The sequence below is a fragment of the Paenibacillus sp. XY044 genome (assembly GCF_002257645.1).
Taxonomy (GTDB): domain Bacteria; phylum Bacillota; class Bacilli; order Paenibacillales; family Paenibacillaceae; genus Paenibacillus_AQ.
On record NZ_NQMO01000001.1, the window covers coordinates 1,554,853 to 1,581,372 of the forward strand.

22 protein-coding genes are annotated in these 26,520 nt (G+C 51.0%); 17 read left to right on the plus strand and 5 right to left on the minus strand.

What is annotated here, in order from left to right; genetic code table 11:
• Positions 1 to 37: 37 nt before the first annotated feature.
• From CJP46_RS07115 to pdxR, 4 genes are all read right to left on the minus strand, one after another.
• Positions 38 to 967 (minus strand): carbohydrate ABC transporter permease, encoded by a 930-nt coding sequence (locus tag CJP46_RS07115; RefSeq protein WP_094594850.1) that lies wholly within the window; start codon positions 965 to 967, stop codon positions 38 to 40.
• Between the two features lie 13 nt (positions 968 to 980).
• Complete coding sequence (locus CJP46_RS07120) at positions 981 to 1,937, minus strand: ABC transporter permease (RefSeq protein ID WP_094594851.1); 957 nt, start codon at positions 1,935 to 1,937, stop codon at positions 981 to 983.
• Between the two features lie 259 nt (positions 1,938 to 2,196).
• Positions 2,197 to 3,075 (minus strand): alpha/beta fold hydrolase, encoded by an 879-nt coding sequence (locus tag CJP46_RS07130; RefSeq protein WP_094594853.1) that lies wholly within the window; start codon positions 3,073 to 3,075, stop codon positions 2,197 to 2,199.
• Positions 3,076 to 3,279: 204 nt separating this feature from the next.
• Positions 3,280 to 4,698: a MocR-like pyridoxine biosynthesis transcription factor PdxR gene (gene pdxR / locus CJP46_RS07135; protein WP_094594854.1), complete on the minus strand. Its 1,419-nt coding sequence runs from the start codon at positions 4,696 to 4,698 to the stop codon at positions 3,280 to 3,282.
• Between the two features lie 113 nt (positions 4,699 to 4,811).
• Here pdxR and CJP46_RS07140 point away from each other — a divergent pair, with 113 nt between their 5' ends.
• The 5 genes from CJP46_RS07140 to CJP46_RS07160 all read left to right on the plus strand — a co-directional run bounded on the left by CJP46_RS07140 (position 4,812) and on the right by CJP46_RS07160 (position 10,051).
• Positions 4,812 to 5,810, plus strand: coding sequence for an aldo/keto reductase (locus tag CJP46_RS07140; RefSeq protein ID WP_094594855.1), 999 nt, complete (start codon positions 4,812 to 4,814; stop codon positions 5,808 to 5,810).
• A gap of 291 nt (positions 5,811 to 6,101) precedes the next feature.
• Positions 6,102 to 6,773, plus strand: a complete 672-nt coding sequence (locus CJP46_RS07145) for a helix-turn-helix transcriptional regulator (protein WP_094594856.1) — start codon at positions 6,102 to 6,104, stop codon at positions 6,771 to 6,773.
• A gap of 39 nt (positions 6,774 to 6,812) precedes the next feature.
• The gene (locus tag CJP46_RS07150) at positions 6,813 to 7,988 is read left to right on the plus strand and encodes a MalY/PatB family protein (protein ID WP_094594857.1); all 1,176 of its coding nucleotides are present in this window, start codon (positions 6,813 to 6,815) and stop codon (positions 7,986 to 7,988) included.
• A gap of 34 nt (positions 7,989 to 8,022) precedes the next feature.
• Positions 8,023 to 9,549 carry a Na+/H+ antiporter NhaC gene (gene nhaC / locus CJP46_RS07155; protein ID WP_094594858.1) on the plus strand — a complete coding sequence of 509 codons (1,527 nt, stop codon included), beginning with the start codon at positions 8,023 to 8,025 and terminating at the stop codon, positions 9,547 to 9,549.
• Between the two features lie 115 nt (positions 9,550 to 9,664).
• Positions 9,665 to 10,051 (plus strand): RidA family protein, encoded by a 387-nt coding sequence (locus CJP46_RS07160; protein WP_094594859.1) that lies wholly within the window; start codon positions 9,665 to 9,667, stop codon positions 10,049 to 10,051.
• A 135-nt stretch (positions 10,052 to 10,186) separates the two neighbouring features.
• Here CJP46_RS07160 and CJP46_RS07165 read toward each other — a convergent pair whose 3' ends face one another.
• Positions 10,187 to 10,798, minus strand: coding sequence for a nitroreductase family protein (locus tag CJP46_RS07165; RefSeq protein ID WP_094594860.1), 612 nt, complete (start codon positions 10,796 to 10,798; stop codon positions 10,187 to 10,189).
• Between the two features lie 320 nt (positions 10,799 to 11,118).
• Here CJP46_RS07165 and CJP46_RS07170 point away from each other — a divergent pair, with 320 nt between their 5' ends.
• The 12 genes from CJP46_RS07170 to CJP46_RS07225 all read left to right on the plus strand — a co-directional run bounded on the left by CJP46_RS07170 (position 11,119) and on the right by CJP46_RS07225 (position 26,501).
• Positions 11,119 to 13,251 (plus strand): GMC family oxidoreductase, encoded by a 2,133-nt coding sequence (locus CJP46_RS07170; RefSeq protein WP_256992223.1) that lies wholly within the window; start codon positions 11,119 to 11,121, stop codon positions 13,249 to 13,251.
• Positions 13,252 to 13,422: 171 nt separating this feature from the next.
• The gene (locus CJP46_RS07175) at positions 13,423 to 14,280 is read left to right on the plus strand and encodes an SDR family oxidoreductase (RefSeq protein WP_094594861.1); all 858 of its coding nucleotides are present in this window, start codon (positions 13,423 to 13,425) and stop codon (positions 14,278 to 14,280) included.
• 275 nt (positions 14,281 to 14,555) lie between these two features.
• Complete coding sequence (locus CJP46_RS07180) at positions 14,556 to 15,491, plus strand: VanZ family protein (protein WP_094594862.1); 936 nt, start codon at positions 14,556 to 14,558, stop codon at positions 15,489 to 15,491.
• 284 nt (positions 15,492 to 15,775) lie between these two features.
• The gene (locus tag CJP46_RS07185; protein WP_094594863.1) at positions 15,776 to 16,321 is read left to right on the plus strand and encodes a helix-turn-helix domain-containing protein; all 546 of its coding nucleotides are present in this window, start codon (positions 15,776 to 15,778) and stop codon (positions 16,319 to 16,321) included.
• Positions 16,322 to 16,478: 157 nt separating this feature from the next.
• On the plus strand, positions 16,479 to 18,002 hold the full coding sequence (locus tag CJP46_RS07190) for a response regulator transcription factor (RefSeq protein ID WP_179281057.1): 1,524 nt from the start codon (positions 16,479 to 16,481) through the stop codon (positions 18,000 to 18,002).
• 14 nt (positions 18,003 to 18,016) lie between these two features.
• The gene (locus tag CJP46_RS07195; RefSeq protein WP_094594865.1) at positions 18,017 to 19,825 is read left to right on the plus strand and encodes a cache domain-containing sensor histidine kinase; all 1,809 of its coding nucleotides are present in this window, start codon (positions 18,017 to 18,019) and stop codon (positions 19,823 to 19,825) included.
• A gap of 112 nt (positions 19,826 to 19,937) precedes the next feature.
• The gene (locus CJP46_RS07200) at positions 19,938 to 21,317 is read left to right on the plus strand and encodes an ABC transporter substrate-binding protein (protein WP_094594866.1); all 1,380 of its coding nucleotides are present in this window, start codon (positions 19,938 to 19,940) and stop codon (positions 21,315 to 21,317) included.
• A 40-nt stretch (positions 21,318 to 21,357) separates the two neighbouring features.
• Positions 21,358 to 22,248 carry a carbohydrate ABC transporter permease gene (locus tag CJP46_RS07205; RefSeq protein ID WP_179281058.1) on the plus strand — a complete coding sequence of 297 codons (891 nt, stop codon included), beginning with the start codon at positions 21,358 to 21,360 and terminating at the stop codon, positions 22,246 to 22,248.
• Positions 22,249 to 22,253: 5 nt separating this feature from the next.
• Entirely contained in the window at positions 22,254 to 23,084 is an 831-nt protein-coding gene (locus tag CJP46_RS07210; protein WP_094594867.1) for a carbohydrate ABC transporter permease, read from the plus strand.
• A 129-nt stretch (positions 23,085 to 23,213) separates the two neighbouring features.
• Positions 23,214 to 24,284, plus strand: a complete 1,071-nt coding sequence (locus CJP46_RS07215; protein ID WP_094594868.1) for a M24 family metallopeptidase — start codon at positions 23,214 to 23,216, stop codon at positions 24,282 to 24,284.
• 22 nt (positions 24,285 to 24,306) lie between these two features.
• Positions 24,307 to 25,503 (plus strand): NAD(P)/FAD-dependent oxidoreductase, encoded by a 1,197-nt coding sequence (locus CJP46_RS07220; RefSeq protein WP_094594869.1) that lies wholly within the window; start codon positions 24,307 to 24,309, stop codon positions 25,501 to 25,503.
• Positions 25,500 to 26,501 carry a proline racemase family protein gene (locus tag CJP46_RS07225; protein WP_094594870.1) on the plus strand — a complete coding sequence of 334 codons (1,002 nt, stop codon included), beginning with the start codon at positions 25,500 to 25,502 and terminating at the stop codon, positions 26,499 to 26,501. The genes CJP46_RS07220 and CJP46_RS07225 overlap by 4 nt, the downstream gene beginning before the upstream one ends.
• The last annotated feature ends 19 nt before the right edge of the window (positions 26,502 to 26,520 follow it).

Consider the following 26,520-nt stretch of genomic DNA (forward strand, 5'->3'; position numbering starts at 1 on the left):
TTTATCATAAACCAAGATGTCTTGGCTTATTTCGTCATTATCCTTTGACAGCGCCGACCGTGAGCCCGGAAATAAAATACTTTTGGAATAACGGATAGGCGCACGCTACAGGCAAAACGATGAGAATCGCTACAGCCATCCGCGCGGATTCCTTCGGCATCGTCGCAACAAGTACGGCATAGCTGACGCCCATGCTTGCGGCATTCTTTGCCAGTGCATCCACATTGCTCATCAGGCTGTTGAGCAAAGCCTGCAGCGAGTATAGGTTCTGGTTGTCGATGTACAGCATCGATTGAAACCAGTCGTTCCAGTAAGCGAAGCAGAGAAACAAACCAATCGTCGCGATCACAGGCAGCGAGATCGGGAGGACGATGGAGAAGAAGATTCGCAGCTGGCTCGCGCCATCGATTTCCGCCGATTCGATGAGCCCGTCGGGAATCGTGCTTTTGAAAAACGTTTTACAGATGATCACGTTAAACGATGAGACGGCCAGCGGCAGAATCAGGGCCCAGAAATTGTCTTTCAGACCCAATAAATTCGTGTTGATAAAGTAGCTGGACACCAAACCGCCGTTGAACACCATCGGAATGAATACGATCCAGGTCAGAAAACCCTTCAGCTTGTAATTGGGACGGGAGATTACGTATCCCATGGAAGCGGTCAGCAGGACGCCGAGCACGGTCCCAACCGCTGTGACGAGGACTGAAACACCAAGCGCCCTCAAGATCGTCGTTCCCTGCTTGGCGATATAGGCGTACGCATCACCCGACAGAACTGTCGGCAGCAGGTGATATCCCGTCTCACGGATCGAGTTTTCGCTGGAAAATGAGATGGACAGAACCACAACGACCGGGATGACACAGATCAGCGCCAAGACGATAAAAATCAGATGGAAAATGACGTCGACGACTCTGTGGGTACGATTAAATTTCTCTAGGCCCGTTTCATAAGCCGTTCGTGTTGACATCGTCCCTACCTCCTTACATCATTGCGCTTTCCGGATCGATTTTGCGGACGATCCAGTTAGCGATCAGAATTGTGACGCAGCCCAGTACGGACTGCACGAATGCGGCAGCGGAGGCCATCCCGACGGTAGCGGTTTTCAGCTGCTTATACACCATGACATCGATGGTCGTGGACACGTTGAACAAGGAATTGGAGTCCCGCGTGACCTGATAGAACAAGCCGAAATCGGTGTAGAAAATGCGGCCGACCGCCAATATGAACATCATCACGATGACCAGCTTCAGCATCGGCAGCGTAATAAATCTCGTCTGCTGCCAGATCGATGCGCCATCGATGACCGCGGCTTCGTAATAGGTGCTGTCAATGCTCGTGATGGTCGCCAAATAAATGATCATTCCGTAGCCAAGGCCTTTCCAGACGTTTAAGAGAATCAGGAAGAGGGGCCAGTATTTCGGTTCCATGTACCAGTTGATCGGGTCGCTGCCCATACTGACGAGCATTTGGTTGACGATCCCCTTGTCGAAACTTAGGAAAGCCCAGCCTACGGCAGATACGACAACCCAAGATAGAAAATAGGGCAGAAACATCATCGTTTGATAGATTTTGCTTGCCTTCCGGCTGTGGAGCAGTCCTACCATAATGGCAAATAGAACAGGGAGGACGATGCCAAGAATGATAAAGATCAGGTTGTATCCAATCGTGTTGCGGATAATGATCCAAGCGTCGTTCGATTTAAACAGGAACTCGAAGTTTTTGAAGCCGATCCATGGGCTGTTAAACACATTGCTCAGGAACCCGCCGCTAATTCTAAAATTTTTGAAGGCGATAATGATCCCGAACATTGGCAGGAAGCAAAACAGTATATACCAAATGGTCGTGGGCAAAGCGAGAAGGGTAAGTTCCGTATCCTGCTTATGCCAACGGGATCGTAAGCGCTTACGTTTATGGCTTTGTTCGGCTTTTAAACTCATGTTAGTCACTCCTTCCGGTGGTTTCTCTATTGCAGCTTGCGCTTGGTAAATTCATTGTATAAAAGGAAGATTCCATGCTTCCAGATAACAAACTTGATACTATAGTCAACAAACGTTAGGTGAGCGTGAATTTTTGGCGAGATAAACGCATAAAGGCACCCGGTTCCCTGGAGCCGGATGCCTTTATTTAAATGATGAGCAACGTATATTGGGAGGATAATCGATTGGATCATCTTGAAAAGCGTAAGCGGAAAATCTCCTAATCATCCCTCAGTCTAGACACGAGCCAAGGCTTGATGACCGGAAGCACCGTCTCCGGCTGCATGGCTTTGGTATGGTCCATTCCGTCTCCGGATAGGATGCGAACATCCCATTCCATCTCTTCCAAAGCTAGTTGGTTTCGCTGCAGAATACCGGCAATGTCCACGGTTACGCCACCGAAGCTTTCCCCGTACACGATCGTATCTTTCTCTCCGGCAAAAGCCAACTTTGGAACAGACGGATTCAGGTTGACGGACCGGTCATCAAATTCCATCAGATGCTGATACATCGTCATAAATTGTTTAGTTTGATTCGTGTCGATCTTGACCTGCACTTGATCCCAATCGACCTGTTCCGGAATGAGCGGTTCCTGCCGTTCTTCCCATGCGGGACCATCCTGATTGACCACAGCCTGTTCGTAAGTACTGCGGGTCACCACCATCATTTCTTTGTAGGGCCCGTCCAATGGGGGAAATCCGCCCATAATCAAGCTGTCCAGCCGATCCGTACGGATGGCCAGCTGCAGCCCGACCAGCGCCAGCCAGGAGTATCCATAATAGCTAAAACGGCGGACTTTCATTTCATCAGCGATGAACAGCAGTTCTTCTACAATTTGGTCTGGAGTAAGATGGTCCGGATTCGGATGATTCATGCGATGACCCTCATAGTCAAAGTACAAGACTTGAAACGTATCGGCGAGGCCCTCAATGAAATGCTTTCCGGATTCAGGATCGACACCCCATAGCTTCAAGTTTTCAGCATCTTGGCCATACATGGATTCCTTGGCGACAGGCAGCATGATCGTTTTACTTCCGGCCGGTCCCGCCAATCCGACTTTGATTTCGGACGAATCTTTGAGCCTGATGACTTGTTCCATAATCTTCACTCCCCAATGGTTTATACAGTCATCATATAACATTCATGCAATCTTTCGGTTTCGCGGGTTTACTTCCCTGATATACTGGAATATCTTATGCACACATATTGTTGTAGCACTTGAGGGTTAAACTTTAAACAATTGGCTCAGCCAGGGAATAATATTCATCGATACAAATGCCAATGGATTTAACTTAAGCACAACTCAAGTCAACATCCACGATTCCGTAAACTGCTGGATTCTACGCAGCCCTTCAGACATTTCTCTCTCCGTCAGATTTCCGTATCCCAGCACCACCTTGCCGGGGGAGCGGCCTTTTAAAGCCGCGTAATCTTCGAAGGAAGAGAGGCGGACGCCGAACGCTTCGAGCTTGTGCCAGTCCATCGGACCGTAAGCATCTTGCCGAAAATGGAGCTGGACATGCATCCCGGCTTCATCTCCCAGCAGTTCAACACGGTCGCCGAATAAGCGGCGGCATTGTTCCGCTATATAGACGCGCTTACGCTTGTATACCGCTCTCATTTTATGAATATGCCTGTCAAAATGCCCATCCACAATAAAACGTGCAAGCGCCGACTGTATGATGCCGGATGTCGTCAGATTCAGTTCCGTTTTGGTGCGAACGACCGGCTCGATCAGGTCCGGTGGAACAACGAGGAAGCCGATCCGCAGGGCGGGCGACAGTGTCTTGCTATATGTGCCTGCATAGATGACCCTGTTAGGGGAAAGAAGCTGCAGCGGTGGAACCGGCCCGCCTTTATGCCGGAATTCGCTGTCGTAGTCATCCTCAATGATATAGTGCCCGGTCTTATCAGCTATTGCGACGGCCAACTGCCTCCGTTGAATCGAGAGAATGCTGCCTGTCGGGTATTGGTGGGAGGGCGTTAGCACGATCATTCCGGCAGGTGCATCATGCTGGATCCGGTGGATTTGCATGCCTTGGTGATCGACCTCGACCGGGTGAATGTCATAATGTAATTTCCGAAAAATATCACCGGCAAACCCAATCGTCGGCTCTTCGACATAAACGGTGCGAAAACGATCCGATAGGGTGGAGGCCAGCAGCAGCATTCCTTCAGAGGTGCCCGACGTAATGACAATTTGATCCATGCTGCACGTCATGCCTTTTACTCGGTATAAATAACCGGCAATGGCTTCCCGCAGTGTCGGCAGTCCTTGAATATCGCCATACGAAAATACGTCTTCCCCCGCCGAATCGGTAATATCCCTAACGTACTTGCTCCAAAGCCTTCGAGGAAATTGAGACAGATCGGGCAGTCCTCCGTCAAAGTCTATTAGCTTCGTATTCTTAGAAACAGCCTCGGCTCGTGCCGACTGTACCGGGAAAGTCGTAGGAGTGATTTTCAAAGCAGTGCGGGCTTCGATGCCTTCGGCGACAAACGTTCCGGAGCCGGCTCTGGACGTCAAATACCCTTCGGCGGTCAACTGCTCGTACACTTCGATCACGATGTTACGCGCGATCCCAAGGTCCATGGCGGCCCGACGAGTAGGTGGCAACCGAAGACCGGGTGCGAGCGCTCCGTTCTCAATTTCCTGGCGTAAGTAGCCGCATAACTGCTTGGTGACAGAACCTGCACCTGCCATTGCTCTAAATCCGAACATAGGGTTATCTCCTTTAAATTGGTTCTTAGATAAACGCTCCTTTTGGTTCTTATGTTGACCAATTACCTTTTATTATACTGAAGCTGAAGAACAGGCACAAAGGAGATGAAGGAATGTTCAAACGAACATTGGGAAGATCAGGGATCGAGGTCAGCGCGCTTGGCATCGGAGGCTGGGCGATTGGGGGGCCGTGGTTTGACGAGGAATCGGGCAAGCCGTATGGATGGGGCGAAGTGGACGACTATGAATCCATTGACGCGATCCACTCTGCGCTCGACAGCGGCATCCAGTTTATCGACACCTCCGATAATTACGGAGCAGGGCATAGCGAGCGCGTGATCGGACAAGCGCTGAAAGGGCGCAGGGATAAGGTCGTGTTAGCAACGAAGTTCGGGTATGTCACAAACGAAGAAACCAAATTGGCGTCGGGATCAAATGCAAGCCGCGCCTACATCAAGACGGCTTGCGAAGCTTCACTGCGCAGGCTAGGCACAGATTATATCGATCTTTATCAATTTCACCTGGGCGATTACCCAGTACACTTGGCACAAGAGGTCATCGATGTGCTTGAGGAATTGGTAACGGAGGGAAAAATTCGCTTTTTCGGCTGGTCTACCGATACGACGGATCGAGCCGAGCTCTTTGCGCAGAGCAAACACTGCACGGCGATTCAGCATGATTTCAACGTTTTTATCGACAACGCAGCGATGCTGGACGTTTGCGAACGCAACCGGTTAGCCAGTGTTAACCGTAGTCCGCTTGCAATGGGTCTGTTGACCGGGAAATACTCAGAAGCGATCCATGTGCGGGATTCGAAGGATATCCGGCTCCGCAATGACTTGGATTGGCTCATGTATTTTAAAGATGGGGTGCCTTCGCCTAAACTGACCGGGCAATTGCGTTCAATCCGCGAGGTATTAACCTCAGGAGGACGGTCGCTCGCCCAAGGCGCCCTTGCCTGGATATGGGCTAGAAGTGACGTAACGATTCCAATTCCGGGCTTTCGTACCGTCAAACAAGTGACGGAAAATGCAAAAGCGATGGATTTTGGCCCGTTAACGGATGTCGAGATGAGGCAGATCGCTGAGCTTCTCGTTGTGGAAGAAGCATGATTGACAAAATGGTTAACGTAAAATATATTATGTAAACCAGAATTGATAAATATTTATCACACTGAAGCCACCAGACAGGTGGCTTTTTTGTGGTATTTAGGAACCGGTCTTCCACATCTTTATCAGAAAACCAAACAAATATCGACATGATTCGGGCCATTCTTGCAAATTAGGGATTGAAACCGTTTTTAGAATGTAATATACTTTTATCACGATAATAAATTATTATATTGATAAAATTCATAACAACACACAACGCATAAGGCTTGAAGGGAAGGAGACAATTCGTACATGAATGATAACCGGCAATTCCTTGAGAAATTTTTCCCGATTGCTTCATTTATCGCGGCTATTATAGGACCCAAGTGCGAAGTCGTTGTCCATGACATCAGCGACCCGGAACGATCGATTATTTTTATTGAGAACGGTCACATCAGCGGCCGCAAGGTTGGGGACGCCTCCACGGACTTGGTCTTGAAACTGCTGAAAGCGGAAGCATACCGGGAAGAACAGTTTATCGCCAACTATAAGGCTTCGGGAAAGATGGGACAAAGCTTCAGATCGTCTACCTTTTTTATCAAAAATGACGATAATGAGCTGGTTGGACTGATGTGCCTGAACATTGATATCACGCACATGGAGGCTGCTGCCGAATGGATTCAGCATATTTTGCAAGGCGGCTCACTGCTTCCCCCAGCTTCGATTGAAGTACCTTCGGAGGATAAACAGTCCAAGGAATATTTGCAGGGCAATGCGGATGATCTACTTACTCATATGATCGCATCCGTAATCAACAAAATAAAAATACCGGTAGACCGGTTATCCTCGCAAGAGAAAATCGAGCTGGTACGCGAGTTAAACGAGCAGGGCGTATTCTTGCTGAAAGGCGGTGTCTCCCAAGTCGCCGCTGCATTAGCGATATCCGAGCCTACCGTGTACCGTTATTTGCAAAAGCTTAAGTAATCAAAACAGGCATACGCAGGATCAAGGGAAGGTGACATCATGAAATTTAACTTTGACCAAATCATCAGCAGATACGGCACGAACAGCGCCAAATGGGACGGAATGTCCCAGTCCCTGGGGAAAGACATGATCGCGCTGTCGGTAGCGGACATGGATTTGCCGGCGCCGCCCGCCGTGGTGGACCGGATTACGGAAATGGCCAGACACGGCATTTACGGTTACACGGATCCGTTCCCGCCATATTTCGAAGCGGTACAAGACTGGCTGTCCAAAGCCTATGATTGGCAGGTGCCGCAAGAGTGGATCGTATTCTGCCCTCGTATCGTACAAGCCGTCTCTGTATTGATTCAGAACCTGACGGAGAAGGGTGACCGCATTCTCATCCATACACCTGCTTATCAACCCGTCGCGAAAGCGGTTGCGATCAATGGCAGACGGCTGGTTGAAAGTCCGCTGGAGCTTGTGAACGGACGGTATGAAATCGATTTTGCAGATATGGAAGAGCAAATGAGGGAGGGCGTGAAGATGGTCATGCTCGTCTCCCCGCATAATCCAACCGGAAGGGTCTGGACGATCCATGAGCTGGAGCGGATCAGCGAGCTGTGCATCCAATACGATGCGCTGATCGTATCCGACGACATTCATGCGGATTTCATCCATCAGGGGCACGAGCATACCGTGATCGCCAAGCTGTCGGATCAAGTGGCAGACCGTTCGATCATTTGCACTTCCCCGGGAAAAACGTTCAATCTCGCAAGTCTGGAAATCGCCAACATCATCATTCCTAACGACCAGCTGCGGGAACGCTTTAAGGATGGGCTGCAGCAGGCAGGGATTCATAATCCGACCTTTTTAGCCGTACCCGCTCTGGAAGTGGCATATACGGCTTGCGATGAATGGCTGGATGAGCTACGCGCTTATATCACGGACAATATCGCCTATACGATGGATTTTATAAAAACGCATATGCCTGAGCTCAAAATCATTCAACCTGAAGGTACCTATTTATTGTGGGTGGACTGCACCGCCTGCGGCAAGGTTGAAAGCGATTTAGTGGAGTGGATTCAAAACAAGAGCAGGGTTAGTGTCAGCTACGGAACCTCCTTCGGAGCCAATGGTGAAGGTTATATCCGGCTGAACGTCGCCGCTCCAAGGTCTCTTCTTAGGAATGCTCTTCAGCGTATGGCAGATCACTATCCTATGCACAAGAAGTAGTTCACAATTCATTTATCCCAGGGGGAATACATCGATGACAGAGCAAACGAAGGGGAAACAAATCAAAGAACCGACGCTGTTTTTGGCATTACTTCCGATCATAACGATGGTGGTGCTGCTGTGCTTGGGATATGTCATGTTCGAGCTGCCGCCTGAACCGCTCATTATTGCCTCAACGGTTGTCGCGGGAATCATTGCGGTTAAGCTGGGGCATAGTTACAACGATATTTTGAATTCCATCGCCCAAAAAATTGCCAAAACGATGCCGGCCATACTGATCCTGATTACTGTAGGATTGATGATCGGGGCATGGATGGTGGGCGGTACGATTCCGATGATGATTTATTACGGGCTTAAAATTATCAACCCGCAATTTTTGCTCATTACCGCCTTTTTGGTGACGTCGGTCGTTTCGGTCTGTACCGGTACGTCCTGGGGATCGGCAGGCACGATCGGGGTCGCGTTTATGGGCGTGGGCGCTGGTTTGGATGCGAATCTGGCAGCCGTAGCCGGTGCGGTGGTTGCCGGTGCCTATTTCGGCGACAAGCTGTCGCCGCTGTCGGATACGACGAATATCGCCGCCCTGTCCACTGGCGTGAACCTGTATGAGCATATCGGACATTTGCTGTATACGACCCTGCCATCATTTATCGTGGCCGGAATTGTGTATGTCATAACGGGTTTGAACACGCATGCTTCCGGCGTAGCTGTCCCCGAAAAAGTAGGGACCATTATGGATACGCTGGGCACGATTTACCACTGGAATTTGCTGCTCGTCGTTCCGATACTCATTGTGTTGTACGGTTCGATCCGCAAAAAACCAACGCTGCCGGTCATGCTGCTGTCTTCAGCCTTTGCGATGGCAAATGCCCTGATATTCCAAGGTTTCACATTGCATGATGTCGTAAGCTCCGTATTGAACGGATTCGACATCGCGATGGTTCACGTGCAAGGTTTTGATCCAGCTGCAGTCATCCCGGATGTACCGAAGCTTCTGAACCGGGGCGGGATGAACTCTATGATGGGGACGCTGCTCATCTGTTTCAGTGCGATTACGTTTGCCGGCACGATATCGCTCACGAAATCGCTTGAGCTGATCGTGAATCGAATTCTGAAGCATGTACGCTCGACAGGGTCCATGATCGTCGCGACGATCGTGACCGGATTAACGATGATCGGTGTCACAAGCAACGGTCAGGTGTCCATCCTGATGCCGGGCGAAATGCTGCGTGAAGCATACATCCGCCGTGGACTGCATCCGAAAAATCTCGGGCGGACGGTCGAAGACTCCGCGGCGATTACAGAGCCTATTCTGCCATGGACCGCAGCAGGAGCCTACATGGCCGGTACGTTGGGTGTTGCAACATTATCCTATTTGCCATGGGCCATGCTGTGCTGGACAGGCATTATTTTCGCCATGATCTGGGGCTTCACCGGTTTCGGGATCGCCAAGCTGACGCCGGAACAGCAAAAAGAAATGCTGCAAGAATATGACGGTCCAAATGCAGAAGAAGAATTGAATTCGACGACGACCGCGGCGAAGGCAGCCCATACGAATTAACGATAACTTTCATTCCCATTCAGGTACTTGCAAAATACAGGTTTTAGCTGACCAGGTATTTGCAATTCCCATAAATATATAAACGTGCTTCAAGCGCGACAAGGAGAGAGAAACCATGACATCACAAGAGAGACAAACCATCGCAACCACCGAAGCTCCAGGAGCCATCGGACCTTACTCCCAGGCGGTTCAAATCGGTAATATGCTGATCACATCCGGACAGATTGGAATGGACACGACAGGGGTGTTTCCTGCATCCGTTGAGGAGCAGACACGGCGATCACTCCTCAACGTGAAAGCGATTCTGGAGTCGGCGGGCTTCACCATGAACGATGTGATTAAAACGACGGTATTTTTGCAGGACATGAATGATTTTCAGAAGGTCAATGATGTGTACGCCACATTCTTTGCAGAACCTTATCCGGCACGCAGCGCGGTCCAGGTAGCCAAGCTCCCGAAGGGCGGACTGGTGGAAATCGAAGTGATCGCCGTCAAGGCTTAATTGGAAGATAGAAAGCAACCTCTTGGTTCTCCGAGGGGTTGTTTTTTTTACGGGACCATGTGCAGCACAACAAAAAGCTGGCCAGAATCGGCCAGCTTTTTAATTGTATTAAATACTTTGCTGCGAAAGAGTGTCTTACTCATATTTTCCTTCAAAAACAAGCTCGTTCAGCGTACGGCGGTCATTCGGCACTTCGCGCTGCTGAATCGCTTCCGGAAGTACGGATTTATCGCCCAGATAACCGAGGGCAATGACGGCGTGAAGCTCGATTTGATCCGGTACATTCAATATTTCACGGGCTTTATTGCGGTCAAAACCGCCGATGGCATGCGTGTGCAGACCGAGGAGCGTTGCTTGAATCGCCAATGAAGCCCATGCAGCGCCTGCATCGAAAGCATGCGCACCATTCGGGTCGCCGTTTTCTCTAAGCTTGTCGGATGCGACCACAATGAGAACGGGGGCACTGGACGCCCAGGCTAAATTGAATTCACTTAAAAATGCATGGAATTCGCCGAGCTGTTCTTCCGTTTTAGCGACAATAAAGCGCCATGGCTGATCATTATAAGAGGATGGAGCCCAGTGCGCGGCTTCGAGGATGGCGTAGAGGTCCTGATCGCTGACTTCTTGGTTGGAAAAAGCGCGCGTAGACCAGCGGTTCAGAAACAGCGGGCTTACCGGATATTCGGATTTTCGCTGCCCCTGCACCTCCGGCGAGATTTCATTGACGATGGATTGGACATTGCTCATATACGATTTCTCTCCTTTTCACTGTACAAAATTTGCTGCTTACTTAAACTTACGTACTTACGAATTAAATATAATTAAATATATGATTTAACTTGGATATAGTCAAATCAAAATCATTAATGGATGATTTGGGACTTTTCCGGAAAGGACCGTACACAAGCAGGGTTTAGGGAAGAAGAAAAAGAATAATAAAAGCAGTTCATAGGATGAAAATGAAACTGGTCACGTTGAAACGGCATATTCGCTTTCTTATTAGGCGTAGTCTCTACTAAAGTGAATGAAAAATCAAGGCGCGAGGATCCAAGAAAGGTGGAAGCAAATTGAAGCGGAATGAGCAAACGTCTAAATTAGACGAATGGTACCCCGTATTGGAAGCGGTTTCTAATCGATTCATCCCGGAAAATGAGTGGCCGTCTGCAGCGGCCGGAGGTGCGCTGATTTATATGGATCGGAGGGCTAGTGAGGATCCCGTAACCTGGAATGTGCTGATCGAACCCGGCCTCCGGGCCCTCGAGACGGAGGTTTCGTCGCGATATAATTCATCATTTTCAAAGCTGGCCAACGATCAGCAGGATGAATTGCTGCTGGATGTCCAGCATGGGTGCGTCCGCGATTGGCCTGTTTCGTCTCCGGCATTTTTTAACGCATTGCTGGAGCTGGTCATTGAAGGTTACTATGGAAATCCTGAATCCGGCGGGAATCGCGAGGGTAAGTCATGGGAAATGATCGGCTTTCGGCCGGGACCGGTTTCCGGCGAACAGGGACGGGCCGTTGAAACCGATTTGCCACTGCGAACGCTGGATCAGCTCCATGACCGCTACGATGCCGTCGTTATTGGAGCAGGGGCGGGCGGATCGGTAGCGGCGGCGATGCTGGCTGAGTCCGGCATGCGCGTCCTCGTCGTCGAACGCGGCCATTGGCTTCGGTATGACCAGGTAGGCAGTGATCATCTGCGTAACCACCGGTTGAGCAAATACGGCCATAACACCGGGCCGGATCTGGAAGGCAGCCCGCGGACGTTTCTTGCGGATGCTGGGGAGGAGCGAATCACTGCCCCGTATGAAGGAGATTACCATAACAACGCCATGACGGTCGGCGGCGGTACGCGGGTGTACGGCGCCCAGGCGTGGCGGTTCCATCCGGAAGATTTCCGAATGGCGAGTCACTACGGCATCCCGGACGGTAGTTCCCTTAGCGACTGGCCGATCACGTATGAGGATCTGGAGCCTTATTATGTGCGGGCCGAATGGGAGGTGGGCGTATCTGGTGACGGGATCGCCCATACCGGGCATGCGAAGCGAAGCCGCCCTTATCCGATGCCGGCTATGCCCTTGACGACGGAGGCACGGCGACTGGCGCAAGCGGCAGCCAGTCTGGGGTGGGAAGCCGGATCGGTCCCGCTGCTGATCAACTCGGTGAAGCGGGACGGCAGGCCGGCATGCGGACAGTGCGGCCAATGCGTAGGCTTCGCTTGTCCAACCAATAGCAAAAACGGGGGCCATAACACGATGCTCGTGCGGGCCACCGCAACCGGTAACTGCGATATCATCTGCGATACGATGGTGGAGCGGATTGAAACCGAAGGCGGCAAACGGGCCACCGGGGTTCGGCTTGTGCAGGAAGCAGGCGGGACGACCCGGCGCCGGCTTGTGCCAGCCGGCCATGTCGTCGTTGCTGCCGGCGCGATCGAAAGTGCGCGTCTGCTGCTGAACTCGGCAACCGATGCGGAGCCGGATGGGATCGGCAACCGGTCCGGCCAAGTCGGCAGAAATCTGCAAGGCCATGTCTACTCGGGAGCATACGGCCTTATGGACGACCCGATTCAAGACGGTCTCGGTCCAGGTGTGAGCATCGCCACGCTTCGTTTCGCCCATGATAATGGCGGCGGCGTTATCGGGGGCGGACTCCTCGCCAACGAGTTCACCCGGCTTCCCCTGGTCCATTGGTACAGGGCACTTGCCCCGGATGCGCCGAGGTGGGGGCTTGCGGGTAAAGAAACGATGCGTGACAGTTATTTGCGCACCAGCCAGATCCAGGGGCCGATTCAGGAAATCCCGACGGCGGAATCGAGAGTGCGGCTCTCACGGACGGTCAAGGATCGTTTCGGTATACCTGTCGCTCAGCTCTCGGGCAGTGCCCATCCGGAATCGCTGCGCGCGGCGGCGATGCTGGGCGAACAAGCGGAGAAGTGGCTCTGGGCCGCGGGTGCGCGCCGGGTTTGGCGAACGACTCCGGGAGGCGGGCTCAGCGCAGGACAGCATCAGGCAGGGACGCTCCGGATGGGAAATGATCCCGCGACCTCCGTCACCGATCCGACGGGACGCGTACACGGTTACGACAACTTGTGGGTGAGCGATGGATCCGTGCATGTCACGAACGGCGGTGTAAACCCGGTGCTGACGATAATAGCTTTGGCATTCCGCACCTCGGAAAACATTGTGAAGCATGGCTAGACTTGATCATCAGCAGTAGAACTCCAGTATGTTGGCGTAAAACCTTCATCAATGAGCGCGAGGAAAGTTCAATTATAACCTTTTATTACCATTTAATTGTGGTAGGATGATCGCATAAGGGATCGGAATGTTTCCTCGCTTACAATACCTTTCTGAAAGGAAGAACATTTGATGAAGCTGGTTATCACGGGAGCTACGGGAAAACTAGGTGGGCTCGTTATACATCATTTACTGAAGAAGGTTCCGGGACGTCATATGATTGCGGTCGTTCGGAATACGGATAAGACTGTTTCACTAACGGATGCAGGGGTGGAAGTTCGCCATGGAGATTATAACGTTCCGGATACGCTTCTCGCGGCCTTTGAAGGCGGGGCCAAGCTGCTGTTTGTATCCAGTCCGGAACCCGATGATCCGCTGCGGATCGTTCAACATGCCAATGTAATCAAAGCCGCCAGAGATGCGGGTATCAGGCATATTGCCTACACCAGCTTCGCCTTTGCCGAGGAGAATCCGTTTGCTCTCGTCCATATGGCTACCGAATTTGCGATTCGTGCGACCCGTATTCCGTATACCTTTTTGCGAAATGGCGGGTATACAGAGTTTTTTATTAATTCCTTCCTTCAAGAAAATGTAAAACGCGGGGCGATCGTCACCAACTCTGGCACAGGGAGCGTGAATGCGGTTAGCCGCAGCGATCTGGCACTTGCTGCCGCGACGGTACTGACCGAGGAAGGACACGAATACAAGGAATATAACCTGGTTTCTAATCGTCCATGGAGTTTCGATGATTTGGCCGAAGTTCTCTCCGAGGTTTCAGGTAAGCGCGTCATTCATCAAAAGGTTTCCTTCGACGAAGAGAAGTCCATGCTTATTCAGGCAGGCATGTCGGAATCTTTAGCTCAAACGACGGCCATGATCTATAACACCATTGCAGAAGGAACGATGGAGAAAACGACTGACGATTTACATCGGCTGATCGGTTCTCAGACAGCGCTCAAAGAGCTAATAACAAAAGCTTTGCAAGCCTAGGCAAAACTAGCAAACAGCCGCTTGGGGAACTCATGGCCACTTCAGATCATCGTACCTACCAACAGCTGCTGATCCTAGGTCATGTTCAGCAAATAAGTAGAGTTAGAAGGGCATTGGGTGCGCTGGTTCACCTGATGCTCTTTTGGTTGCGTCCCATGATTCCCTTGCATGACAGCCTTGTAAGTTTGATGTAAGGAAGAACCCTAGGAGAAGTATGAATCTTGGGATAAACTTGCATCAGATATCCACTCACTTCGCAATAGGGAGCACAACTTATGGCAAAGAAACGCAAGGTCATCCTGATCATTACCATCTTGTATACTTTCCTCATTTTGTATTTTATGTTTTTTGCGTTTGGCAGAATCGAGGCATCGCAGCGGATTACGGAGTATGAATTTATTTTTACGCCCATTGATTTCTTTCATGTACCGGCTGTGCCTGATTTGTTTCGTTTTTCCTTGATGGCTCTGTTTGGTTTTGGCAACTTTGCTGCATTTATTCCTTTCGGCTTTTTGATTCCGATGTTGTTTCCCATGCGTTATGTTCGATTTATTATTCTGTTCTTTTTGTCCATTATGGTGGTCGAAACGGTGCAGATGCTCACTTTTCTAGGCAGCGGTGATATCAACGACGCGGTTCAAAACTCCATAGGTGCTACCATCGGATACGCTGCTTACAAATTAGGATCAAACGCAAAGACCATGAAGAAACAGCTTGTGATTGCCGGTTTTTCCGCAGTGTTCTTATTTGCCGCTGTATGGGGCTGCTGCGAAGTTATAGAAATGGCTTTCACAAAAAAAGAAGGAACATTTATTTCGATCAACGAACTGAAGGACAGCAGTGGAAATGCTGTTCAAGCCACAACACCGTATCCTTTTGAGTTGAGCAGCGAACAGGTGGTTCCTCATTACAATGTTTTCAGTTTCAAAGAGCAAACTGCAGCAGCTTACACTTCTAATCTAAGCGGTAAAGATATCATTCTCTACTTCAAGTATGGAGTAACTGGTCATGATGCGAAGCTGGAAGGAACGTTGTCGATTTTGGTCGATGGGCGGCAGATTCTGTACACAGAAGCACCGACCTATCAAGAGAGGGTTGCAGAAACGTACGAAATTCCACTTGAAAAAGCGAATGAACTTACGATCATCATTGAGGGAGATGCGAGATTATGGGATCTCGGATACAAGGAGTTGAAGTATTTCTGGAATTAGCGTTCATGCCCTACCACGATGCTGAACAGTGAAATATTTTATGCCGTGAACAGAAATCATTTACGTTTCATAACATTAATCGTTAATATGATTAAATATAAAGAACAGGGAGTTTCCTAAAAGGATAATCCCTGTTTTTTGCTGTAATTGGTGGTTTTCCGTCCCTCCGCATACGGTAAACATGCCTGCACCTATTGGTAAATTTTATATTGACAACAGCAGTTAAATATTGTTTCATTTTATTAAACTTGGTTGAACTACATTCTATTTAGGAGATCAATGTCATGGAACTGGGGAGTAAAATCCGAAAAATTCGCAAGGACCAAAACCGGACCCTGGACGATATTGCCCATGCTTGCGGCTTTACCAAAAGCCTGCTGTCCAAGATCGAAAACGGAAAAACGGTTCCGCCGATCGGCACGCTCATTAAAATCGCGGAAGCACTTGGAACCAAAATTTCCATTTTGCTAGACGACAGTGATCAAAACGGGACGGTGTATACAACGATGACCGGGGCCATGGATAAGATGGTAACGTCGGAGAAAGGATATTCGTTTTCGGCCATTGCGGCAGAGCGGCCCGAGAAACTGATGCAACCCTTTTATTTTGTGGCTAAGAAAGGAAAGACGGAGAAGCGGACGGTGTCCCATGTCGGTCAGGAATTCATTTACGTGCTCGAAGGCACCATGATTTATTATGTCGGCCAGGAAGCGTATACGCTGCATGCCGGTGACAGTCTGTATTTCGATTCCTTGGAAAATCATAAGTATACGCCCGTCACGGATGAAGTAAAATACTTGTCGGTTTTCTGTTCGGATTCCAAAGCTTGAGCCCGTCTAACAGTCGAATCTCGGGTAGATGATTCCGTTCAGCTTGTCTTATGCTCATACAGGATTCTTGTAAACGGTTGGAAACCCCAAAACCTTCAATTTACTTGAAACCCGGATGGGCATTTTTTGTACCATTCATACGCAGGGGGGATTGGATATGTTGAACGTCTTAGTCGTTGACGACGAACCGAAGCACAGACAAGGGTTGTCGCGGATGCTGCAAAATCTGAGGCCGGAATATCACATCTTTAATGCCAGGGATGGTGCGGAGGCGCTCGAAAGCATGGAGATGCATCCGATCGATTTGGTATTCACCGATATCCAGATGCCGATCATGGACGGCCTCGAATTTGTGGAGCGTTTAACCCGCCGCGGGGGAAGCGAAAGTGTCGTCATTTTAAGCGCCTATTCGGATTTCGCCTATGCGCAGCGCGCGCTGCAGCTCGGGGCAAGCGATTACCTGCTCAAGCCGGTGGAGGCGCAGAAAGTTACGCCGCTCCTTCAGAAAGCCGAACACAAAGCGGGTGCGCTGCGTAAGGCAACCATAGAATCCGCTTTATCCGAATTGCTGGAGGGAAGTCCTGCCGAAGAGGATATCACTTTGCTGCAAAGTTCCTTTCCAGGTTGGAGACGCGGAATCTCGCTGGGCGCTGTGATTCATGCAGTCGGTGCGGAACGGAAGCTGTTGCTGTCCCTGCTTAAGCGCAAGCTTGCTCATATCATGGAAGAAGCCGGACTTGCTCATGCATTTTACGAGACGGACAAATGGTTGACGGTCATGATCCTTAGCGCCGATGCCTCATTTGACGTCACCTGCGCGCTTGAAGCTAAACTGCAGGAGCTGATGGATCATTTTCGAAAAGAGCATGACAAGGAATTAACATTTAGCTTAGGTAAGTACTTTACGGAGTGGAAGCAGGGGGCACAGTCGTCTTATCAGCAGGCGCGATTTGCGCTTCAAAGCTTATTTTACGAAGGGTCAGGGAAACTGTACAAGTCCGAACCAATAAACCCGGTCGCCCCGGCCGCGATCATCCACGTTGATGCAGGCAAACTGGCCAAGGCGTTACTTTCCGGCAAAAAGGATGACATTCATGCGTGTCTGAAGACCGAACTGGATCGTACAGTGGCCCAAGGGTATCCCGATCCCTCCAAGCTGAAGTATTCCGTTGCCGCCTCGATTCACCATGTAATATCAATTTTAACGGAAAAAGGCTTTTCGCTTATACCTAATACTGCCATTGAAGGAGCACTGATGCACTGCAGCCGCATGGAAGAATTACAGGAGACAGCTTTCCAGTGGATCATCGAATTGGCGGATCACATGGACAAACGCAGGCAGTGCAAAGGCGAGTTCGTGGTTGACAGCTGCAAGGCCTATATTGAAACGCACTATGGCGAAGAGGATTTGTCCCTAAGCACGCTGGCGTTGAAATTTCATTTTAACCCTTCATATTTTTGCATTCTGTTTAAAAATTACACCCGCATGACCATCCACCAATACATCACCCACATTCGAATGAGGGCGGCGGCCAGCCAGCTGCTGCAAACCTCCCAGAAAGTTTACCAAGTGGCCGAGAACGTAGGCTACAGAGACGTGAAATATTTTATACGTCTGTTTCGGAAGGAGTACGGCACAAGTCCGGACGAATACCGTCATTTATCCGCTACCCGCTTATAAGGAAGGGATGTTCATTGAGAAGCCGCCGAATGATGCCGCGATTTCAGGATTTGAGCTATCGAACCAAACTGCTGTTGTCCTATGCCCTCATCGTCACGATTCCTCTAACCATTCTAAGCTACAAATATTTTGTGTCGAGCAGCGGGTTCATTTCCGATTTCGCCAAACAGAACCTGTACTCCATCGTGAAGCAGAATAACGAAATCATGGACGCTGAGCTTGCCAGGATCGAAGACAGCAGCCTTGCCTTGATCGCCGAGCAGGTCCTGTATGAACAATACCTCACCGCCGATCCGAAGGACGAATACCAAATGATCACCATGGAGAAAAGGGTGAGCCGGGCCTTAAATACATATTTTCCAGACTTGAAGCATATGTACTCGATCCATTTAATCACCAGTTATTCAGACATTGGACCGACAGGTGCTACGACCTTTATCCCTTACGAAGGGTTTAACCAAACGGCACTGTATCAGGCTGCGGTACAAGCGGACGGGGGAATGGCCTGGGTCCCGACATTTTCGTTTGGCGACATGTTTAATCGGGACGCCGGTTCTCCCACGCCCTCCGAGAACGTTCAGCTTCTGGCCGGGGTGCGCCTGTTGAAATTGTTTCAGATCAATAACGGCGAGGTGATCGAGCTGCAGGGCAAAGCCGAGGCTCCCGTGCTGGTGATCACCTATCAGCCCGATTATTACCGTTCCCGTTTCGCCAGCGTGCTCCCATCCACCGGGGCTTCTTTTTTTATCATGAGCCGGGACGGTCAGCGGGTGGCCGATTCACGGGAGGAGGATTCCACGCTTGATGAAGCCTCGTTGAAAAGAATGGCGGAGATGAAAAGCGGCACCCTCACGATCACGAGAAACGGTAAGCCGCTTATCGTTTGTTTCGATACTTCCGATGTGACCGGCTGGATTTCCGGTGTCACGATCTCGCCGGAAACGCTGGGCAGCGCCTTTTTACCGGAGGTGAAATCGTATACGTTCTATTTGACGCTGATCCTTCTGCTGGTCTCGCTTCTCTTGGCGTTTTTCCTGGCCAATTCCATCACCAAGCCTATTCAACAGCTGCTGCAAGCGATCAAAAAAACGGGAGAAGGGGAATTCGATACCCGAATTCCGGTCAAATCCTATAACGAGATGGGGCTGCTCATCCACAAGTACAATCAAATGAACGTAAAAATCAACAACCTGATCGAAGAGAACTATAAAGTGAAGCTGAGGGAAAAGGAAACCCAAATTATGTCCCTGAACATTCAGCTGAATCCTCATTTTTTGTATAACACGCTCAACATCATGAATTGGACGGCACTCGAAAACGAGCAAAACGATTTGAGCGCCATGATCGTCAGCCTGTCTTCCATGCTGCAGTATACTTCCTCAAGCAACCAGGACATTGGCGATCTGGAGGACGACCTAAATTGGTTGAAGCATTATTTTTCGATTACCGAGCAGCGCTTTGAAGGCAAATTTACGGTGACCTATGATATCTCACCTGAACTGTATTCATTCAAAGTCCCGAAACTGTTCCTGCAGCCCTTTGTCGAGAACGCGATCGTTCATGGGTTCGCCCGCCTGCACAGCGGTGGAAGGATTGCCATACGGGGGCGGCTTACGGGAGATGGGCGGGTCTTTATGGTAGAGGATAACGGAATCGGCATTCCGCGCCACAAATTGGCAGGTTTGGCCGGAGAGGAGAGCACCTCCATCGGGATCCGCAACGTCGATCAACGAATCAAACTCATTTACGGTGAAGCCTATGGCGTGACCGTAAACTCGGAGGAAGGCAAGGGAACGACCGTCATCATTAAATTACCGATATGAACAACTTATAAAAATTGTCCACCATTCCAAAAATGTTCGAATTTTTTTTGAACCTCCACTTTTTTACAATGAATTTACAAACATCAATTCTATGTGATTGGAGGGTAAAAGAATGAGAATTTCCAAATTTCTCACTGGGATCGCTTTACCCGCTTTGTTGGCCGTAACCGTATCCCTCTCAGGTTGTTCGGGCAGCGGAGGAACAGCCCAAAGTGAAGGTGGCAGCAAGGAGGGGGGCGGTGGAGAAGAAAAAGTCACCTTAAAGTTTGCCTTCTGGGGAGACACGATCGAAAAGAAAACGGTCACGGATGCGCTCAAAAGTTTTGAACAGAAGACCGGTATTCAAGTGGAGCCCATGCACATTCCTGCCGACTATTTGACCAAGCTGACAACGATGGTTGCAGGCAATGTCGCACCTGACCTCGGTTATTTGTCGTCCGGCGCGGCATTAAGCTGGGGGAAAGACGGAAAGCTGCTGAACCTCGCGCCGCTGATTGAGGAAGACAAGGAATTCAAGAAGGAAGACTACCTGGATCAAGTATGGTATGAAATCGAACCGGGCAACACGATCGGCATGAGTACGGCCGTCGAAGGCTATGGCCTCATGTATAACAAGGATATGCTCCTTGAAGCGGGTGTCGAGCTTCCTCCCACGCAGGCAGATAAGGCATGGGACTGGGATACGTTCATAGAGTACGCAAAGAAGCTGACCCTCGACGATCAGGGAAGAAATGCGCTCGATCCCAATTTTAATCCGAATAAGATCAAGCAGTTTGGCCTCCAGTACGATCCATACAACATGATGGCGGCGGTCGTCTCGAACGGCGGTAATTTCTTGACGGAAGACGGAAAGGGATTCGGGCTGGCACAGCCGGAGGCGACAGACGCGATTCAAAAGCTGGCGGACTTAATGTATGTGCACCACGTGTCGCCAACGCCGCTGCAGACCAAGAGTCTGCCCGACATGGCACTCCAGACCAAAAAGGTCGCCATGACCGTATCCGGCAACTGGGCGCTCCAGGCTTTTGCGGAACAGGACTTCAATCTTGGCGTCGGTGTCCTGCCCAAATTGATGAAAAGCAACACGCTGCTGGACGGCGCGCCGACGGTCATCTTCAAATCTACCAAGCATCCGAAAGAGGCATGGATGCTGTATAAGTACATGGCGGACCCCGAGTCGGTTCTGCCGCTGATCGAAGGCGGCTTATGGATGCCGCTCAAGAAAGAGTGGTATACGAATCCGGACCTCATCAATAAATGGGCGTCAGGGAACAAAGCTCACCCGGAGGGATACACAGATGCTTACATGAAACAGACGATTGAAAACGGCATCCGGACCCCGGGCTTTGAAGTGAAGAACCTGGATAAAATCAATGCGCTGGTAACTCCTGCCCTTGACTTGGTCTGGACCGGCAAAAAATCGGCGGAAGACGCACTGAAAGAAGTGGAGCCCAAAGTACAGCCGCTGATTGAAGGCTATTACGGCAAATAACCCCTGACCGAATGAACCGATCCAGAAAGGAGGGATTCTGATGCTGCACAAACGCCGTATCGCTGTGGCGGGCATACTCTTCGCCCTGCCCAGCATCTTTGGGATCATGCTGTTCGTCATCCTGCCCATGCTCACCAGCCTATTGCTCAGCTTTACGGATTACCGGATCGTGAATACGCCCAAATTCATCGGGTTTACGAATTATAAGCGTCTCTTCGACGGAACGGATCCCTATTTTTACAATTCGCTGTGGGTGACCTTTAAATATGTCATTCTTCGCGTTCCGCTCGGACTGATCGTCTCTTTTATCGCTGCCTTCCTGCTGAACATGGAATTTATCCGCGGCAAATCGGTGTTCCGCACGATCTTCTATTTGCCGGCGATCGTGCCGGCCGTCGCGTCCTCGATGATCTGGATCTGGCTGTTCAGCCCGGATCTGGGGCTGTTCAACAGCTTCCTGGAAGCGCTGAATCTGCCCACCTTAAATTGGCTGTACTCCGAAAACACGGTGGTTCCTTCCATCGTCATCATGAGCCTTTGGGGGATGGGAAGCACGATCATCATTTTTTTGGCAGGCCTTCAGGGTGTGCCGAGATCCTTGTACGAAGCCGCGATCGTGGACGGCGCAGGTGCGGTTCGGAAGTTCCGTCATATCACCATTCCGATGATGACGCCGATCATTTTCTTCAACTTGATCATGGGGTCCATCGGGGCTTTCCAAGTGTTCACGGAAGCTTTGATTATGACGCAGGGAGGACCGAACAACGCCAGCTTGTTCTATAACTACTACATCTACCGTCAAGCTTTTCAGTTTGGCGAAATGGGGCAGGCTTCTGCCATCGCATGGATTCTCTTTATTATCATCCTGATCGTCACGGCGATCTTTTTCCGTACATCCAAGTCCTGGGTATTTTATGAAAGTGAGGTGTAGCGCCCATGAGGAAAAGCCGCCGGTTCTCGCAGATCATCGTATACGCCATTCTCATCCTGGGGAGTGTTTTCTGTTTGCTGCCGTTGTTCTGGTTAGTACGCAGCTCCATGATGTCGTCCATGCAGATCTTCGAGATGCCGCCCAAATGGATCCCCTCGCCGTTCAAGTTTCAAAACTATGCGGAGGCGCTGACGACCATCGATTTTCTCCGATTCTTCCGGAATACGCTGACTATCACCGCCAGCTGTTTGCTCGGAGCCCTCATCAGCAGTTCGTTAGGGGCATACAGCTACGCGAGGCTTGACTGGCCGGGGAAGAAGTTTTTCTTCGGATTGCTGCTCGCCAGCATGATGCTGCCCGGAGCGGTAACGCTTATCCCTACGTTTATCGGGTGGAGGCTTGCCGACCTGATTAATACCTATGTGCCTTTGATATTGCCGGTTTGGTTCGGTTCCGCCTTCGACATCTTTCTGCTGCGGCAGTTCTATGCCAGCATTCCAAGAGATCTCGATGAAGCGGCTTACGTGGATGGTGCCGGTCCATTAACGATTTTTTGCCGGATCATCATTCCTTTATCCAAACCGCCACTGATTGTCATCGGGCTATTCTCTTTCATGAACTCGTGGAACGATTTCATGGGACCTCTCGTTTATTTGAACGAAGAAAGCAAGTTTACGCTCGCGTTAGGGCTGCAAATGTTCCAGTCGCTTCACAGCGCGCAGTGGCATCTGCTCATGGCGGCGTCCACCGTGGTCATCCTGCCGGTCATTATCGTGTTTTTCATCGGGCAGCGGTATTTTATCGAAGGGATTACGCTGACCGGCATGAAGGGATGAAGAAGAACTTTCGGATTTCTGCACAGCCGCCATTCAACAAGGTTGAATGTAGTTACATTAGATTGATTAACAGGAAACCACAAACATCCTTTACGGCTGCGATGACAAAAAAAGGAGCGTGAACCTACTATGGAAGCACAGCGTCTCAACAAGGTACGTGAAGAATTTGATCGTCAGGGTATCGACGGACTATTGATATCCAGCCCGTATAACCGTAGATATGTGACCGGATTTACGGGTACGGCCGGCTTTGTCGCTATTACGAAGGAACAGGCTTGGCTGGTCACCGATTTTCGTTATACCCGCCAAGCAACGGAGCAGGCCAAAGAATATCAGGTGCAACAGCATACAGGCCAGCCGCTCGAAATGATCCGGGAGAAGCTGAGCGCTGCAGGGGTACGGAAGCTCGGCTTTGAGCAAAATCATCTCACTCACGCGTCATTTCAAACCTATGTCGAAGCCTTTCGGGACTTTGAACTCATCCCGACGCAAAACATCGTCGAAAAGCTGCGTGGAATCAAAGATGAGCGGGAGCAGGAGCACATTCGGAAGGCGATCGAAATCACGGACATGGCCTTCGAGCATATCCTTGGCTTTATGAAGCCGGGCGTATCCGAAAGGGACGTCGCCACGGAGCTTGAATACTTCATGCGCAAGAACGGCGCCGTCTCGTCCGCGTACCCGACGATCGTAGCCTCCGGCGTACGCTCGGCGCTGCCGCATGGACTGGCCAGCCCGAAGCTGCTGGGAAGGGACGAATTCGTAACGCTCGATTTCGGCGCGAACTACGAGGGGTACTGTTCCGATCTGACGAGGACGGTTTTTATCGGTGAACCGACAAAGCGGCATCAAGAGATTTACCGGATCGTCCTTGAAGCCAATCGAACGACCTTGGAAGGATTAAAGCCTGGGATTACAGGGAAGGAAGGAGACTCTCTGGCCAGAGACTGCATAGCAGGTTATGGATACGGCGAGTATTTCGGGCACGGTCTCGGCCATGCATTCGGCCTGGAGATCCATGAGCTGATGAACTTTTCCCAGAAGACGGAGGAGCGGCTGGAACCCGGCATGATCCTGACGGTGGAACCAGGCATCTATTTGCCTGACTTTGGAGGCGTCCGCATTGAGGATGACATTCTCGTGACGGACACCGGGATCGAAGTGCTGACGAAATCAAACAAAGAGCTGATCGTCCTATAAAACGAAAGAAGTGATTGCATCCATGCGTGATGAAACCGCAGAAGTCGTCATCATCGGGGGAGGGATCATCGGCATGTCCATTGCCTATTATACCGCGAAAGCCGGCATGGACGTTCTCGTCGTGGAGCGCGGGGAAATCGCTGGCGGCACCTCATCCAAATGCGACGGCAATATCCTCGCCATTGACAAGGATCCCGGCTTCGACAGCCAGATGTCGCTGAAATCGCAGGAACTGGTCCAGGAATGGGTACGGGAACTCGATGAGGAGTTCGAATACCGGGCTCCCGGAAGCATTCTGGTCTGCGAGACGGACGAAGAGATGATCGCTGCCGAATCCTGGGTTGCACGCCAGCGTGAAGCCGGCCTTCCTTTCCGCATGCTAGATCAGAAGGATTTGAGGGACGAGTGGCCTTGCATGGCCGAAGATCTGCTGGGCGGATTGGAATGCGCGACGGATTCAACGGTCAACCCGGTGCTGCTGACCTACGCTCTTGCCTCTACGGCACGGCGCTATGGGGCAAGGCTACGAACCCACACGTCCGTCACCGGCATTCAGCTTGACGAGGGAAGAAAAGTACGTTCCGTCGAAACCTCGGAGGGAAGAATCCGCACGAATATCGTCATTAATGCGGCCGGGGTTTGGGCGAAGCATATCGGGCAGATGGTGGGCATCGATATTCCGATCGAACCCCGCAAAGGCCACATTCTTGTCGCTTCCCGGTGGGCGAACATCGGGAAACGAAAGGTGATGGAGTTCGGTTATTTGATCAGCAAATTCGGCGGTACCCGCAGCGTGGACCCCAAGTTCGATCAATACGGCATTGCGCTCGTCTTCGAACCTACCGCTTCGCAAAATTTCCTGATCGGCTCCAGCCGCCAATTCGTCGGGATGGACAGCCGCGTCGATCAGGAGGTCATCGGCCTGATTGCGGAGAGAGCCATTCGCTTCTTCCCCGTGCTGGAGCAGATCCCGCTCCTGAGAACTTATGCGGGCCTGCGGCCGTGGACCGTGGATCATCTGCCGATCGTTTCTCAAATCGACGAAGTCCCAGGGTTCTATGTGGCGGCGGGGCATGAAGGGGACGGGATCAGCCTGGCCGCCGTTACCGGGAAAGTGATCAGCGAAATGCTGGGCGGGGCGGAGACCTGCATTCCAGTGGACCGTCTTCGATATGATCGTTTCCGCAACGAGTCGTACCTCCAGGAGGTGATTCGATGAGATGGTCCAAGATGGTAACAACGATTGACACGCATACCGGGGGCAATCCGACCCGAACCGTCCTGTCCGGTGCTCCTGAGCTGTTTGGAAAGACGATGACCGAGAAAATGGTATACATGTCCGAGCATCATGACGATTTCCGCCAAGCCCTGATGTTCGAACCACGGGGGCATGAGGTTATGTCCGGCTGTGTTTTGACTTCTCCATGCGATAAGAAGGCGGACATCGGTGTCGTGTTTATCGAAACCGGCGGGTATTTGCCGATGTGCGGACACGACACAATCGGGTTGTGCACGGCGCTGATTGAGGCGGGATATTATCCGGCAAGCAAGGACGTCATCCGGCTCGATACGCCGGCCGGACTTGTGGAAGCCAGGCTTACGATCGAGAAGGGGAAGGTCAAACAGGTCACCTTTACGAATATTCCGTCTTTCCTCTATAAGCAGGATGTCCGGGTGCAAGTCGGCGAGCTTGGCGAGGTCTCATTGGATCTTGCGTACGGAGGCAATTTTTACGGGCTCGTCGATGCTCGCTCGCTGCAATTGCCGCTGGTTCCTCAGCGGGCTTCGGAGATCGTCCGCACCGCCGTTCGAATCCGCGACGCGGTGAATCACAGGTTTGAAATCGTACATCCCGAAATTCCCGTCATCCGCGGATTGACCCATATCGAGTTCTACAGTGATCCGGTATCTCCAGTGGCCCACTGCCGGAATACGGTCGTCGTTCCTCCCGGTGGGATTGACCGCTCCCCCTGCGGAACGGGCACATCCGCCAAGGTGGCCGTGCTGCGTGCAAAGGGAGAACTGGAAATCGGAGAGGAATTTGTTCATGAGAGCATCGTGGGTTCGATGTTCCGCGCCCGCGTTCTGGAAGATACGACTGTCGGCCATCTGCCGGCCGTGATTCCGCAGATTTCCGGATCGGCTTGGGTGATGGGCTTTCACCAGTTCGTTCTTCAGGAAAGGGATGAACTGAAATCGGGTTTCTTCCTGCTCTGATCATCACAACGACGGGGGG

What these genes read in the sequence shown, in the direction of transcription:
- CJP46_RS07140 (WP_094594855.1), top strand. Translation starts at nt 4,812, where the DNA reads ATGTTCAAACGAACATTGGGAAGATCAGGGATCGAGGTCAGCGCGCTT.
- CJP46_RS07200 (WP_094594866.1), top strand. Translation starts at nt 19,938, where the DNA reads ATGAGAATTTCCAAATTTCTCACTGGGATCGCTTTACCCGCTTTGTTG.
- CJP46_RS07180 (WP_094594862.1), top strand. Translation starts at nt 14,556, where the DNA reads ATGGCAAAGAAACGCAAGGTCATCCTGATCATTACCATCTTGTATACT.
- CJP46_RS07215 (WP_094594868.1), top strand. Translation starts at nt 23,214, where the DNA reads ATGGAAGCACAGCGTCTCAACAAGGTACGTGAAGAATTTGATCGTCAG.
- CJP46_RS07220 (WP_094594869.1), top strand. Translation starts at nt 24,307, where the DNA reads ATGCGTGATGAAACCGCAGAAGTCGTCATCATCGGGGGAGGGATCATC.
- CJP46_RS07225 (WP_094594870.1), top strand. Translation starts at nt 25,500, where the DNA reads ATGAGATGGTCCAAGATGGTAACAACGATTGACACGCATACCGGGGGC.
- CJP46_RS07120 (WP_094594851.1), bottom strand. Translation starts at nt 1,937, where the DNA reads ATGAGTTTAAAAGCCGAACAAAGCCATAAACGTAAGCGCTTACGATCC.
- CJP46_RS07205 (WP_179281058.1), top strand. Translation starts at nt 21,358, where the DNA reads ATGCTGCACAAACGCCGTATCGCTGTGGCGGGCATACTCTTCGCCCTG.
- CJP46_RS07160 (WP_094594859.1), top strand. Translation starts at nt 9,665, where the DNA reads ATGACATCACAAGAGAGACAAACCATCGCAACCACCGAAGCTCCAGGA.
- pdxR (WP_094594854.1), bottom strand. Translation starts at nt 4,698, where the DNA reads ATGTTCGGATTTAGAGCAATGGCAGGTGCAGGTTCTGTCACCAAGCAG.
- nhaC (WP_094594858.1), top strand. Translation starts at nt 8,023, where the DNA reads ATGACAGAGCAAACGAAGGGGAAACAAATCAAAGAACCGACGCTGTTT.
- CJP46_RS07145 (WP_094594856.1), top strand. Translation starts at nt 6,102, where the DNA reads ATGAATGATAACCGGCAATTCCTTGAGAAATTTTTCCCGATTGCTTCA.
- CJP46_RS07130 (WP_094594853.1), bottom strand. Translation starts at nt 3,075, where the DNA reads ATGGAACAAGTCATCAGGCTCAAAGATTCGTCCGAAATCAAAGTCGGA.
- CJP46_RS07115 (WP_094594850.1), bottom strand. Translation starts at nt 967, where the DNA reads ATGTCAACACGAACGGCTTATGAAACGGGCCTAGAGAAATTTAATCGT.
- CJP46_RS07210 (WP_094594867.1), top strand. Translation starts at nt 22,254, where the DNA reads ATGAGGAAAAGCCGCCGGTTCTCGCAGATCATCGTATACGCCATTCTC.
- CJP46_RS07190 (WP_179281057.1), top strand. Translation starts at nt 16,479, where the DNA reads ATGTTGAACGTCTTAGTCGTTGACGACGAACCGAAGCACAGACAAGGG.
- CJP46_RS07150 (WP_094594857.1), top strand. Translation starts at nt 6,813, where the DNA reads ATGAAATTTAACTTTGACCAAATCATCAGCAGATACGGCACGAACAGC.
- CJP46_RS07185 (WP_094594863.1), top strand. Translation starts at nt 15,776, where the DNA reads ATGGAACTGGGGAGTAAAATCCGAAAAATTCGCAAGGACCAAAACCGG.
- CJP46_RS07175 (WP_094594861.1), top strand. Translation starts at nt 13,423, where the DNA reads ATGAAGCTGGTTATCACGGGAGCTACGGGAAAACTAGGTGGGCTCGTT.
- CJP46_RS07165 (WP_094594860.1), bottom strand. Translation starts at nt 10,798, where the DNA reads ATGAGCAATGTCCAATCCATCGTCAATGAAATCTCGCCGGAGGTGCAG.